The sequence below is a fragment of the Planctomycetaceae bacterium genome (assembly GCA_041398825.1).
Lineage (GTDB): Bacteria > Planctomycetota > Planctomycetia > Planctomycetales > Planctomycetaceae > F1-80-MAGs062.
In genome coordinates this window covers 149,624-164,263 of sequence record JAWKTX010000002.1, presented here as the reverse complement: position 1 = coordinate 164,263, position 14,640 = coordinate 149,624, and the positions used below count along the sequence as shown (strand labels likewise).

General features: G+C 55.1%; 9 protein-coding genes. 3 read left to right on the top strand and 6 right to left on the bottom strand.

The features are described 5' to 3' along the window. Nucleotides 1–66: 66 nt before the first annotated feature. The 4 genes from R3C20_04520 to R3C20_04505 all read right to left on the bottom strand — a co-directional run bounded on the left by R3C20_04520 (nt 67) and on the right by R3C20_04505 (nt 4,937). Nucleotides 67–354, bottom strand: coding sequence for a putative quinol monooxygenase (locus R3C20_04520; GenBank protein MEZ6039746.1), 288 nt, complete (start codon nt 352–354; stop codon nt 67–69). Between the two features lie 156 nt (nt 355–510). Next, on the bottom strand, nt 511–3,258 hold the full coding sequence (locus R3C20_04515; protein ID MEZ6039745.1) for a hypothetical protein: 2,748 nt from the start codon (nt 3,256–3,258) through the stop codon (nt 511–513). A 3-nt stretch (nt 3,259–3,261) separates the two neighbouring features. After that, nucleotides 3,262–4,029 carry an exosortase-associated EpsI family protein gene (locus R3C20_04510; protein ID MEZ6039744.1) on the bottom strand — a complete coding sequence of 256 codons (768 nt, stop codon included), beginning with the start codon at nt 4,027–4,029 and terminating at the stop codon, nt 3,262–3,264. Next, entirely contained in the window at nt 4,026–4,937 is a 912-nt protein-coding gene (locus tag R3C20_04505; protein ID MEZ6039743.1) for an exosortase/archaeosortase family protein, read from the bottom strand. The genes R3C20_04510 and R3C20_04505 overlap by 4 nt, the downstream gene beginning before the upstream one ends. Nucleotides 4,938–5,274: 337 nt before the next feature. Between R3C20_04505 and R3C20_04500 the strand changes: the two genes are divergently transcribed. Beyond that, nucleotides 5,275–6,336, top strand: coding sequence for a PEP-CTERM sorting domain-containing protein (locus R3C20_04500; GenBank protein MEZ6039742.1), 1,062 nt, complete (start codon nt 5,275–5,277; stop codon nt 6,334–6,336). A 113-nt stretch (nt 6,337–6,449) separates the two neighbouring features. On the opposite strand, the gene R3C20_04495 is transcribed toward R3C20_04500, so the two are convergent. Next, complete coding sequence (locus R3C20_04495) at nt 6,450–9,650, bottom strand: PKD domain-containing protein (GenBank protein ID MEZ6039741.1); 3,201 nt, start codon at nt 9,648–9,650, stop codon at nt 6,450–6,452. A 112-nt stretch (nt 9,651–9,762) separates the two neighbouring features. Then, nucleotides 9,763–10,572 (bottom strand): PEP-CTERM sorting domain-containing protein, encoded by an 810-nt coding sequence (locus R3C20_04490; GenBank protein MEZ6039740.1) that lies wholly within the window; start codon nt 10,570–10,572, stop codon nt 9,763–9,765. Between the two features lie 267 nt (nt 10,573–10,839). Between R3C20_04490 and R3C20_04485 the strand changes: the two genes are divergently transcribed. Together R3C20_04485 and R3C20_04480 are read left to right on the top strand one after the other, a co-directional pair. Beyond that, a complete protein-coding gene (locus R3C20_04485; protein MEZ6039739.1) occupies nt 10,840–11,439 on the top strand; it encodes a sigma-70 family RNA polymerase sigma factor in 600 nt (199 codons plus the stop codon). 65 nt (nt 11,440–11,504) lie between these two features. After that, nucleotides 11,505–14,459 carry a protein kinase gene (locus R3C20_04480; GenBank protein ID MEZ6039738.1) on the top strand — a complete coding sequence of 985 codons (2,955 nt, stop codon included), beginning with the start codon at nt 11,505–11,507 and terminating at the stop codon, nt 14,457–14,459. Nucleotides 14,460–14,640 lie beyond the last annotated feature (181 nt).

Genomic DNA, 14,640 nt, shown 5'->3' with positions numbered 1-14,640 from the left:
ACCTGAGACCCAAAGGGCGTGACATTCTGTGAACCTCGGTCAGAAAGTCGTCGGGCGATTCCGGGACTACTCAACGCGCGAACAAACATAGGGAACCCGGTCGACCAACGGCAGCACCTGCGGGGCATACACTGTTGTGAATGCATGGGCCGTACGATGAACATCCAGAGCGTCCTGATTCACCCATCGCTCGATCAGAATAAATGTCCGTTCAGTGGAACTGCTTTCGTAAACTTCAAAGCGTTCACAGCCGGGTTCCTGGCGGGAAAGAATCGCCTGCTGAACCAGTAACTGTCGAACCTTTTCGACATCATCGCTCGATTTGACAGTCAGAATTACGGTGATATCAACCACAAATGCCTCTCCTGAAGCGAATCCGAACAGATGGAAACCCAGCACCTGGAAACACAGGTTTCATGCTGGTTGCTCAGGCATAGTAGGCAACGGATGAGAAAACAGCCACGACTCACGCTGGAAACAACCTGAGGCTCGCAAGCCCGCCGAGGCAATTCAGTTCACGATGGCCGTGGAACGGGCGTCCAGCGACTGCAGAACGGATTCCAGAAGACGTTTGTCTGCTGGCAGAAGCGGGTCGCTGTCGGCTTGTTCGCGGGCCATCAGAGCAGTAATGCGAGCTTCTTCGATGCGGTTCAGCCTGCGAAGTGCAATCGCATAGTAGACGAATGCCGCGCTGGGAATGGAATCGCTGCGCGTGAGCCGTTCGCCAATGTTGACAACCTGCTGATCATCCCCGCTTGCCAGCAGCACTCGCATTTCAGATGTCTGAAGGGTGGTGTTTTGCGGATCGAAACGGAGGGCTCTCTGAACCAGGGCAGCTGCCGTCTTTCCATCCGTCCCCGTCACTCCATCCGTCCCCGATACCGCAGCGACCGTCTGTTCCATTTGCCCTGCATAGATCCACGCAAGGCGAGCCATCGCGAAGACCTGTGTTTCGTCGTGAGCCACCACCGGCTGAAGTACCTGAAGCGCGGCTTCAGTCTGATCGTCATACAACAGGATCTCGGCGTACAGTGTACGAAGAGTCATATTGCCTGGTTCCCGTGTAATCAGGTTCATCATCTGATCACCTGCGAATACAACGGCCTGTTCGCGATCGCTTTGAAAGCGTACATATTCCAGGCAGTTCAGGGCGCACCGGACGGGGGATTGCTGAGCGGATCGCCGAATAATGTCGACCGCTTCGTTGACGCGTCCGGCTGATGCCAGCTGTCGAACCAGAAGAGGTTCGTTGTCTCGCATGCGTTCTGTCAATTCCTGACTCAACTGAATCGCTCGCTCGTTAAGCCATCCTTTGATCTCTGCATTCCGGACCAGATGATGCGGATGATTCATCGAACGACGCGTCTCCCACAGTGTGGCCAGCTGAAGAGCGCGAACCAGAATCAACTTTGCCTGATCTCCCTGTATACCGCGAGCCATCCTGCCCGCCACAAGATCCTTCATCCATTGTTCGACGGCATCTGTTTCGCCCTGAGCCAGCTGGAGTCGGATCAAAGCAGCGTGCGCTTCGGGATTGGCGGGTGAATCTTTGAGAATCGAACGCAATCGGTCCTGCAGTGTCGAATTCAAAGCGCCATCAATGCGTGCCAATGCAGCCGACATTTCCGGACTGTTCTGAAACTGAACGGACATCTGATCCAGTAATCGCAGAGCCGCCGTAATATTGCCGGTGGCCATTTGAAAATCAGCCTGAAGCAGCGCTCGCTGCAGAGGATCGGTGATAACGGCAGCCTGATCGCTGATCAGTGCCTGAACATCGTCCCATTGACGCAGACCAGCGGGACGCTGCAGGTTGTATTCAATCATCATGCTGGCAAGGTAAGGCGCCACGCCCGGCACATGAAGCAGCTGTTTGTACTCTGCAATCGCCAGTTCCGTCTGATTTGAACTGACCAGTGCGGCAGCTTTGCCAAGGCGTCCATCAATTGAGTCCGGTCGGTCTGTCAGCACCGTTCGGTAAACATCCATCGTCGACAGTTCACGTCCGCTGTTACGTTTTGCGATGGCGAGAGCCAGTCTTGCCCGTGTGAGTGTCGAAGACGACTTATCAGCGAATGAAACTGCCTGGTCCAGCAGCGACTCTGCTTCCTTCCACTGGCCTTCCGACATAAGAACCCGCCCCTGCAAATAGGCGATGTCGGAACGAGGAAGTGCTCCAACGGGCAACTGACGCATGACGTTTCTGGCTTTCGCAATCTGCCCGTCATTTAGCAGGTATTCAACCAGAAGACGATGGAGCGCAAAAACGCGCGGCATATTGCGGATGCCGTCTTCCAGTGTGCCAATGGTCCTGCTGCGATCACCATCCATCCACTGCACCGTGGCGAGATTCATGACAAACCGCGGCTGGCCCGGATTTAATTTCAGGCAACTTTCAAAGTGTCGGGCGGCGGCGGCGATGAGTTCGCTGTCGTGTTCGCCCCGACGATCCTCGGCCAGCTGGCAGACATGAACAAGCAGCTGATTCAATTGAAGATGAGCTGCGTCTATGCGAAGTCCGGACCAGAGATCAGCGGCGGCCGCGTCCACCTCGCCGTGTTCAAGCAACCATGCCGCGCGCAGAGCAAACGCTTCAGGGGACTGGCAACGCTTAATCATCAAATTCAGACGTTCGCGTGCTTCCCGGACGTCTTCGAAGTCGGCATTGCGAATGCGCGAGACTTCGTTCAGCAGCGAAAACGAACGCGGCAACGGTTTGTCACAGCCGATTGCCGTCTGCAGGAACCGGTCCGCCCTATCGTACTGCCGCAGCGCGATGGCCACTTCACCGGACATGGTCCAGACTTCCGCTGAGTTTGGCTCAGCCGACTGCAGGACATGCAGGTGAGCATCCGCGTCCGATAATTTTCGCAGTTTCATCGCCAGACGGGCCTGCCGCATGCGAAGGTCAGACTGTGGCACATTGTCGCGAAGCAGGTCTTCATTGATTCGGAACGCACCTTGAAGCGCCGCCAGAGTTCCGATTTCGTCCTGCAGAATCGTCGACAATGTTTCACGGGCTTCGATGTCCGAATGACGCATTGACAAATACTGATTCAGAAGATTCGCCGCGCGCGGGTAATCCCGGGCGTCAACAGCTTTCATGGCGGATTCGCGTAAGAACGTGACCGTCTTTCCGAACTGACGACCATGGATTTTTCGCACCGCAATCGTGGCCCCGAACATCAGGCAGACCAGAATAATGGCTGCTCGGGGATTTAAAGTCCTTCGGACCGTGTAGGTACACGTATCTGCCATGATTTAATCAGCTCCCAGCGTTTCACGGATAACCGGCAGGGCATCGTGCAGAAAGGCTTCGGCTTGTTGCAGGTCGTTTGATCCGCCACTCGATCGGTCCACCACATAAAGCTTGTAAAGCCCAGTCTGACCACGGAAAGCAAAACGAGGGTTCGCAGGCGATTGCCAGTTACCATCGGAGCTCCATCCCCAGAAGACACGCACGACTTCTGAAAGATCGTTTTCTTCGCGGGAGAAGGAAGCGCGATTGAGTTCTGATGAGGTGCCGGTCGCATCCCGAACCACGGCAACTGTCGGAACACTCCGGATGGAATATCCAATTCCCTGAAAGCAGGCTGTTGGCGGATGGACCGTCATCGGACCGGCTTTACCGCTGATGATCGTAAGCATGACGCTGTAGCCTGTCGATCGGTGTCGATATTCGCGCCGCAGAGAACCTTCGATATCGGCGAGCCTCTTTTCACGATCACTGATTTCGCCGTCAGTCGAAGTCCAGTCACCAATCGTTGCCGGAAGGTTCTGAATGCGTTCGGCAGCCTGCTGCAGATAGAATGGATCGCTGGTTTGCGCTTTGAGAACATAATCTGCAATCGCGCAGGCAAGGACGATAACGATTCCAGACCCCAGCAGCAGGAATTCTCTGACAGGAGCTGTCTCAATGGCTGATGGTATCCCTGCAGCGAATCCATCAGCGCTGCCCCCGGTTGCAGGGATCGACGACGGTGAAGCAATTGGCGAAGTTGACTGCGCAGAAAGCGTCGCTGCGTTCATGCTGAGACTCCCGTGATGCCCAGCGCCGGTGACTGGTTCCTGACTTCAACAAACAACCAGTCGAAGGTTTTCATGGCTGCCAACAGCAATCCCAGCCCCATGGGAATCATCAACCAGCCACTCAGATCATGAAAGACGAGATCTGCCGTCTGCTGTCCGAGGTAATGATGGGCGATGGCTGTTGCGACAATCCGAGCGATGTTGCAGATCAGAGCAATCGGCACTGCACTGAACAGGATGACCATTCGTTCCCATCGCGGTCGCTTGCTGAGAATGACAACTGAAACGGAGATTGCCGTGAATACCATCAGCATGCGTAATCCGCTGCAGGCTTCTTCGACACCCAGCTGCGTATCACCCATCAGAATGGTATTTCCCTGAGCAATGGCAGGAATGCCGCAAGTCTGAATGTAAAACGCAGCTTCGCTGGCACCCAGCATTTGGAGTGGGGCAGACATCGCGTGTTCGAGTTCATAAGGCAGCGGCATCATAAAGCCAGGGAACAAAACCGCAGGCCAGATTCCCACAAACAGCCGCCGTCCCCATATCAGAAGAACGCCGCCCACCAGCACAAAAAGAAGTGCCAGCCCGTCCAGTGGAGCGAAGTACATGTAGTTGGCAAGCAGATGCATTCCAGCGCCGGGAATCAGCAGAAACAATCCCCAGAACGAACTTCGCGCCAGTCCCGCCAGCACTCGATCCCGGCGAAACCAGCCAAGACCCACTGACATAAAAGGGATAAGGTAACCGTGAGAGTACTGGGGTTCGGTCGCCCACCTGGAAACACATTCGGCCAGGAAATCCCGGAAAGCAAACGCCACTGTTGCAGCGAAAACCAAAGACACCGTCGCGCGCAGCGGCCAGTCCGGGCATTGCCAGACTGTCGGCCTCGTCTCGCGATTCTGCATGTCGAGTACTCCGCAAAGATCTCCTGAAGTGATGCGAAAAAACTACGTCACACACGGCAACGTGGACTGTGCCTGTAAGGGAATTCACTCTGGCGCAGCAATCACCCTTTGAGTGCGCGGTTTGTAGCGATCACGCAGGCAGGGCGCTGCTTTCTCTGCTCTCAGATTGAGAACAATCGAGTCAACCACTACCAGTCGCAAAGCGGTAAGGCATGAGGCGAAAAATCAATAGCGCCCAACGCATCCCTGCATCCGGCGCACTAACTTTCAGGATGGCATGGTCCTGAAAACCAGTCTGCTCCTCATGCCTGAATCAATTTCGCCGAGACACGAACTGATGAAACCCTTCTCAATCGATGCCGTTTCGCCTGATATGAATACAAAGAAAAAACCCGCTCGCGACTGGTATCGTCTGATCATCCACCTTTTGACCGCTGCGAGTGCTTCGCTGATGCCAGTCCGCGCTGCTGTGGGTCAATGTCCCTGCGATTGCTGCGGGCCGTCCACACCAGCCGTCACGATCGATCGCAGCCCGTTTGGCAGAGCAATGTATCGTGACCCGTTCAGCGGGCAGGCGACCGACAGCGTTCCTCAGTGGCCAACAAACCGATCGGAATCGATCCGGCAGGAAGAGTCAGGCGGAGAACTTCGGCTGAATGACGATCCAGCTGTTGGATCAATCGATTCGCAAACCCAGCGCGTGACTACTGACCGTTTAAGAACTGGTGGCGGAACCAGCAGCTCAGTTCCCGCACTTGGTAGCGCGGCCATTGGAGGGTCTTCTTCTGGCTCCGGAATCATCGCTGGAGGCACATCGGGAGGCCTGTCGGGCGGAATGTCCTCAGGTAGTTCCGGCAGCAGACTTGGGGGCTGGTCAGCTCAGTCCAGTGGTTCCGGAGCCGGTGGCTTCGCGGGCGGTGGAGGTTCCGGCGGCGGTTCTGTCAGTCGTAGCGGTACGTCTTCCACAATTCCTTCAGTCGACTCCAACGACGCAGGATCAAAGACAAACGTCACCATTCCAACTGAAGGCGATTCGCAAACACAGCGCGATTCGCAAACACATAGCGGTTCCAGTTCAATTCAATCTGCCGAAGTTCGGAATTTTGGAATCCGGTCGAACACTGTTCCCCAGGACCCCACGCCGCCCGCGGAACCCGGTCAGTGCGAAACTGGTGGATTGGTTGTCATTCAGCAGCCGAAACCGAGCATCCCCGATCCCACCGTTGATGAAGAATTGCCCGAAAACGAAGTCTGCGTTCCGGCAACTGGAGGAACGTTACCGGATTCTCCAGTCGTACCGGAACCAGGTTCGATTGTGCTGTTACTGATTGGTCTGACCTGCGCAGGCTTCTATTGGCGCAGGCGAGAATCCGGAAACAGTTTGCAGCCCCTTGCATGACCGCAATCGACAGTCAGTCAGGTTCAGTTCGGGCAGACACCGCTGCAAACTCGCGCCTGAGATTGCAGAGTCGCCAGCCAATTATCTGCCTGCTGCAGGCCGGGAACTCCGGTTCACCCGTTTGCAAACAGATCTTCGTCGTGCTTCTTATCCTTCACGCGATCGTGCGAGAACGCAAAGAACAGGTCACGCCCCCGATCACCGCGGATGGTGTCACGTTCTCCGTCGGTCGCCAGCGTCATGCTGTTGAAGAGATACGCTCCGTTATGCCCCCCCGCTGTCGTTCCGGTCAAATGGTCCCGTTTTTGTTCATAGGTCAGGCTACCGTCAGTCCATTCCTGATGAACAGCATCCAGTGCGTCGAGAACCGCATCGTAGGCCCAGGCGTCTGAAACCATCAGATCATTGCCGTTACCTCCCCGAAGATCATCTTTGCCGTCACCACCCAGAATGATATCGTCGCCGCTGCCTCCACTGATTCGATCGTTGCCCAGCCCGCCGATCAGAATGTCAGCTGCTCGACCACCCGTCAGCCGATCATCACCGCCTCCACCTTCGATCAAAGCCGGAATGTCGAGGTCTCGGTCGGAGCCGCCATCACTGCCGCAATCCGATCCCCCATCGCTGCCGCCGCTGCCGATCGTGGCTTGATCATCGCCTTCGCAAAGCACGATGTGAATGGAAGTGACCGAATCGGCATCGAAGCGAAACACTTCCGCCCCGCGATCGCGGCCACCGTCAGAGCCGCCATCTGAACCTCCGTGACCGCGTTGGACATCGAAATTGGCAACCACCTGAACAGAATCCGAGTTTCGGCGTCGACGCCGACCGGTCTCCTGAACATTCACTATGTCCTTGCCGGATGTCCCGATGATTTCCAGAACACCGTCAGCCGTGACACGAACTCCGGTCACAATCGACGTTGTCGAACCCGAATCAGATTGGTCGGCCAGGTCCGTGATCTGCACGGTGACCCTAAACAATCCGCCCGTAGAATACTGATGATTGCCCGTCACAACTCCCGTGAGTTGATTCACAGCGCCAGCCGAAGTTGTCCCGTCCCCCCAGTCGATCGTGGCGCTATGGGTATCACCGGCATCCGAATCGGTGAAGGTTGCGGTCAACGCAACGGTTTCGCCCGGCAACGCTTTGTCGGCCATCGTGGCGTCGGTCGTGACGGTGATGATCTCCGGAGCCGTATTGATCTCATCGTCATCGTTCAGAATGGTCAGCACAGCCGTGGCATTGGCAGCCCCGGAAATGCCATTCGTGAATGACAGCAAGACCGTTTCGTCCGCTTCGATATCACTGTCGCCCAGCAATTCAATTGGGACAAACTTCGTCACTTCTCCGGGAAGAAAGTTTACGGTGATTGGTCCAACAGTGAAGTCGTCGCCAGCCACAGCGGTGCCGCCGGTCAGCACAACATCGACCGATGACGCGATCGTCGTATTCACAGATCGAGTGACCTGAACGACGTTGGTTGTATTCGGCGAATCACCTTCCACGACAGCATAAGTTGCAGCCATGAAATCGTATTCCGGCGGCAAGGTGAACAGATTCATGTTATTGAAACTGATATTTGATCCAACATTGCCACGCGAACCGTCGGACGTGCCGGGCCCGGCTATGTTGACGTTCGGCGTGACGGGGAACCTTGAAAGATCCAGCGTGTCGATCCCCGAGGCAGCTCCATCACCACCATTCAGGTTTGAATTGATCCCGGTGTCGCCAGAGGGACGAATTGTGTCGTTTCCGCCAAGCGAAGAAATTACGTTTAAGGTGACGCCACTAGCCGCCGTCAAAGCGGACGAATCAATGACGTTGGCTCCCGCGCCACCCGTCATCCGCAGGTCTTCCACATTCGAAATCGTATTGACGTAAGGGCCGACGAACAACGTGCCATCGATGGCTGTCATATCGACGTCCCCGGTTGCCGTAAAGCGATCAAAGCCGCCACCCGCGTCGATCGTATTGTTGCCATCATTGTCGGCAAAGACCTCGTTGAGTTCGCCCCCCAGCAACACGTCATTCCCCGCCAGGCCTGTCAGGAAAACAACATTGATGCCAGACGCCGCTGTAACTGCACTCGAGTCCAGGGTATTGTCTCCTGCACCTCCCTGAAGCCGCACGTCTTCAAAGTTGGCATGGGTACTGACCACCCCGTCAAGTGAAAGCGTGCTGTTTGTCAACACCTGATCCGTGTCGCCAAATACAATCAGAATATCTGTGCCACCCAGTCCATCCAGAACATTCGAGCCACCCGTATCTCGAATGATGTCGTTCAGATAGCTGCCGCGAAGCAGATCATCTCCGGGACCGCCAATGATTTGCACAGTCGTAACATCGCCAGCCGCTGTGATGGCGGATGCATCGATAACGTTACCACTGACACCTCCACGCATATCGAAGCTCTCGATACCGACATGGGTATTGACGCTTGTCCCAACGGTGAACGTAAAGTCCGTCAGGATCATGTCTTCATCCTGAAACGCAGGCACGCTGTCGAGCAGAGCACCACCGACAAACGAATTGTTTCCAACAAAATCCTGAAAGTTGTTCCGTACGCCTGCGGCACCAATCAAAGTATCATTTCCATCACGGCCGTTCATATACATGCCATTCGTGATGCCGCTGGCCGCGGTCACTGCCGACGCATCAATTATGTTGTCACCGGAAAGTCCCCCGAGACTTACAAATTCAATGTTGGCGAAGGTGTCGAAATCGGTTCCGATCATGAGCCCGGCGTCAGTCATCGTCATATCGAAATCAGAATTGACCAGCCACTGATCGACGTCGATCGCCCCTCGCCCGTCAATTGAATCGCTTCCGGGACTTTCGGTGAAGCTGTCATTCAGATCGCTGCCGATGATCGTGTCATTTCCGTCTCCACCAGACAGAGAGGTACGCCTCAGACTGCCGACCTGACTAACTGCCGACATGTCCAGCACATCGTCCAGATCACCAAGATTCACGCCGATCACAACCAGCCCTGTGACCGGAATCGTCACTTCGTTGGAGTTCACCGAAGTCACTCCCGCACCCGGCGTAATCACAGAGGTGGTGTCGATAATGGTAATGACGCCTCCGGACTCGGAGATCGTCACGGTATTCATCTCACCAGCGTCAGCGACAAAACTGAGCGAGTTGCCGGAAACGCTCACACTGCTGAGCAGCGCCCGCGGTTCCAGCGATTCCAGACCTGATTGGATCGAAGTCCGCCGCCATGAATTTGAACTTCGTGAACTCGAACACCTTGACCGTGAATTGCCCAGCGAACGAGAAACCAACTGTCGCAGAGAATGAAACAACATGACCAGCCCTCAGATTCTGCAGGATTCAAACAAGACCAGATGAAGGAAACACAAACGACAAAACCACAGAATTGTTCAATCGCTCGAACAACCGAGACCACATCGTGACGTGCTAACCCACACAAGCTGGCAGGTTTCGACGTCTGCGTGCCAGGGCTGTCAAGCCAATCACGGTCAAAGCAATTGCCGACGATGGTTCCGGCACTGCAGCGGTGCTGGCAGCCGTTAGCCGAAACTGAAACGACGGGTTGGCCGCTGACGTGTTATTGCGAAAGATCTCCAGATGCTTGCCGGGAATATTGGGGTGAGCTGCGTCAATCGCGTGTTGTTCATATCCGAGTCGCAATTCAAACAACTCAGGATCGCTCAGCCACGATGTCGCAAGACTGGAAGTCACATCCTGTAGGAGGGTGTAGTTGGTGGTTGTCGCCGTATTGTTGTTTCCTTCGTATTCGAAGTAGCGCGTGTATGCACCAGTTCCGAATGCATTCGGTGTCGCGATTTCGCCAAACAACTTGTCTTCGAAGGCGTGCGGCGTCCAGGGGTTGAACTGAAACAACGCCGCGTTGGTCAGAAGCTCCACCTGTTGCAGTTTCGAAGTCACGGCCGACAAATCCCATCCCAGTGTCACATCGCCGGCCAGCTGTGTCGCATTGAAGTATCCATTGGCGTACCAATAGTTCGCATCCCCCTCTTTCGCGGGTCCGCTGAACCCGGTGTTCGTCATCACGAGCGAACCAAAGGCAATCTCAACCCCGTTCACGTAGGCCTTGTTTGTGTGACTGAAGTACTGGAAGTCGTAAACACCTCCGGAAAAATCCGCATCTGAAACCGTGAAAATGTCGCCGAACGATTCAGGGCCAGACTGACTCATGACAACAATGACGGGAATCACCAGCAGGATCGAAAATCGATTGGACATAAGTATTTTGGCCCTTTCAGTTTGTGAAGAATCAACGAGCGCGACAGCCCGCTGATCGAATCACGCCCTCCCGCCAGTCGGACGGACGACGTTTCATCAGATGCGACAAGACCAACGGCTCGCTGTGACCATTGGCGTCTGTGAATGCCGGTCCAGCCGCGCAGGACGTCAGCCAATCCCACTTTTCCTGGCAAATCTGACCGATTCAGGTCAACACGCGCTGTAGACTGCACGGCAACCGCATCGCTGCGCGTGAGAATCAGGACCATGAAACAAACCGAAGAATCAGTCTGGCTGGAGAACATCATCCACCGCCGCGACGGGTACGAAGCGACGGCTGTGGATGAATTTGCGGACCGACTTCTGCGACTCGCTCGTTCACGGCTGCCGGCGCGCATTCAGCAGCGAGTCGACCCGGAAGACATCGTCCAGTCCGTCTTCAAGAGTTTCTTTTCCCGACATGAAGCCGGTCGTTTTCGATTCGAGCAGGAATCGGATGTCTGGCGTTTGCTGGCGGCAATCACCTGGAAGAAAGTACAGCGAACGATTCGGCACCATCACCAGCAGGAACGGGATGTGCAAAAAGAAATGTTCGTTGCAGACGTGAGCCAGCAAAAGGCAGGGGAAGATCCCACCGCGTCGTCACTTCTTCTGATGATGGAGCTGCTTGACCAGATTCTGGCTCAGTTGCCGGAAAAACATCGCGAAATTCTCCGCCTGCGAATGGAAGACTATTCCATCGATGAAATTGCCGAAAAAGTTGGCGTGTCGTCCCGGACGGTCGATCGGGCATTAGCCGTTGTACGAAAGCTGGCATCCGAATGCATCGAGGACGACACTTCCAGCGAAGCCTGTCGTGACGACTAACCCAGCGGACTGATCCGGAGCCAGCCACGCCGCGACCCATTGAAGGACAAGAGTCAGGCAGTCAAATGAAGCTCGACAACTGGCAACAACATGAACCAATCCTGCTTGCCTTTGAAGACGCCTGGGCCACCTGCGATTCAGATACCCACGACTTCGAGGCCAATTGTGACCGGGCCACTGCCGTCCCGATACTGGAAGATTTCGCAGGGTCCCTCGACCCTGACGGCGTCACTCACGAACCGGATATCGACCTTCTGACTGAACTGGTCATGATCGACTTTGAACACCGATGCCGTCGATCACTTGCGAACTCTGTCGAATATTACTTTCAAACGTATCCCCAATTGAGAACCACCACAGCCGTTCGTGATGAACTGCTCCGCCACGAATTCCAGGTACGCAACAGGTACGGAACCCTGCCGGATACAACAGAACTGGAGAGCCGATTTGCGGCAGACAGCACGGCCAGAGATATTCTGAACAAGCTGAGTTCTGATGGGACGCTGGTCAGAACTCAGCCGATTCCGCCCGCACAATTACAGCCCGGGGCTCAGCTCGGCCCGTACACCATTTCTCGTTTCATTGCATCGGGCAGTTTTGCCACAGTCTATCTTGCAACGGACTCTCGCCTGAAACGCAGCATCGCGCTGAAAATCCTCAGGCATTCCGCTGAAATTCGTCCTGAAATCCGGATGCGTCTCCAGCGTGAAGCTCAGGCGATTGCCTCGATCCGGCACCCGAACATCGTCCCTGTTTTCGAAACAGGAACGATTGATTCGCATGATTTCATTGCCACGCATTTTGTCGACGGAGACACCCTGGCCGACTCTCTGAAGCGAACCACGATTTCTGCGAGGGAAGCAACGGAAATAGTGCGTCAACTTGCATCCGCTCTGAAATCCGTACATCAACTCGGCATCATCCATCGTGATATCAAGCCCGCGAATATCATGATTGAAAATGGCGTACCATTGTTACTGGATTTCGGACTGGCCATGCATTCCGACAGCAGCATTCAACTGACGCACGAAGGCGATCTGATCGGAACACCTGCATTCATGCCTCCGGAACAGGCCGACGGGCGAGGATGGCAGGCGGATCCCCGAAGCGATCTCTACAGCCTGGGGGCCGTACTCTTCCGAATGGTCTGTGGTAGGCTGCCTTTTGAAGGGTCAACTTCCGAAGTTATTAGCAAAGTCCTGCACCAGGAAGTCAGAATCCCGGCCGAATGCGCATCAGCTATCGACCGCGATTTACAGACAATCATCCTCAAGTGCCTGGAAAAAGAGCCTCGGCAACGATACCAGACGGCCGAAGAACTGGAGCAGGAACTATCCCGATTTCTGAACTATGAGCCCATCCGAGCTCGGCGTGCCGGAATTGTCGGGGCAGTCCTGAAATGGGCGCGCCGCCGACCAGCCCTCGCTGTAATGACGTTGCTGATTCTGATTTCAGCTGGATTCCTGACAGGTGTGCTGACCCAGCTTGGGCGAGTGTCCGGTGAACGCGATGTCGCACGGGATGCAAAACGGGAAACGCAGGGTCTGCTCGCCGAATCGGCCGCCAGCGCAGGGCAGCTGGCCATGCAAAGGGGGCGTATTAAAGAGGCCGTACGTCACTTTGAGCAAAGTCTTGTCGATGGACAAATTGATGATCCCGGAATTCGACTTCAACTGATCGAAGCCAGTCTGATTCTGGGAGATGTTGCGGCAGCACGACAGCATCTGCAACTGGCGAAGCAGGCACCTGGTGCTTCCGGTTTCCAGACAGAACTCCGCTACTGGCAGGCCGAATTGGCACTGGAAACGAATCCGGATGCACAAGACGCCATCCACTTATTTCATTCGTTACCGATGGAGGAGCTGCACGAATCAGATCGCCATTACATCCATGGAGTAGTGGCCGAAACGTCTGCCCAATCGATTGAGCACTTCCAGAATTGTCTGCTGTCAAATCCATTCCACTTTCGTGCTCGCAGAATGATGATTCTGACCCAGATGGCACTGGCTCAACTAACCGAAGCCAGTCAGGAACTGCGTCTTGCAATTCAGCTCTTTCCGGAAGACACCGACTTCCGGTTAATGCACGCGCTGTGCCTCGCATTAACCGGACAGATCGATGCTGCACAGCAGATTCCTGAACACAGTGATTTACATCCGGAGGAACGTGAGCAGTGGCTGAGTACGTTCAGCCGGATTGCATCGATCGTGGCCAATCCGCAACTGGACAGTGGCCTCGGCGAACTCAGCGTCGAAAGACTCAGACGCATTCTCGTCATGGTCGCCGATGAATGTATACCCCTATTCGCACAACGACGATGGCGACTTCCACCGCAAACCAGAGCGCCGCTCACGTTATTAATGCAGGACGTACCCGCATTGCTTTCTGCTGAAGATGATCTGCGAATTGAAGTACTGGAATCCATCACCGAGATCCATCCGGAAGCTTCATTGCTGATAGCGCTGGGCGGACTGCGGCTGCTGAAATGCAATGCCAATCCTGCCGCCGCGGATATTGAAATACCGCAATTACTGAAAGCTCGGGAGGCATACCGCAAGTCATTGCTTTATCCGGGCTTCCTGAAACAGGATGACCAGTTATCGTGGAAAGCGATCTTCACGATTTCGACGATTCTGAGTGTTTCCATGAAGCACGAAGTAGAGGACAACCTTTCCGAGATGCTTGTCGCCGCGGAACATGTAAAGAGTGAGTCCATCGGGGTAGCGTCGCAGGCGCGCACGTTTACCATCATGACCCTGAATCAGCATGCAGATAATGAAGCCGGCCGCTGGATTGAACGATGGCTGGAGCTGGCAAGTGAACCCGAAGAATCCTGGCAGGATGCGGTCTGGCACAAAGCGGTACTTTGCCAGCACCAGCAACGGTGGTCTGAACTGATTCAATGGTGCGATCGCCTGATGAAAGTGAATCCACATTACCCGGAACTGGTCCCATTGCGGGACTTTGCCATCGGCAAGCTGCGCGAAGTGATCGTAATCGATTCGGACCGCCCCGATTAAGTCGCTCAAAGTGCGATCTCTGCGGAATCTTCAACAAGCATTGACGTCACATCGGCAAGCGAACGATTCTGCATGGCGCTTTCAGTTGTTTCGCCGGTAGGTCGCCACTATTCTGCCCGCTGAAACAGGTTGCTGACGCAACAATTTCAATCAGGATGCTGACGCAACAGGGCATTCAGGT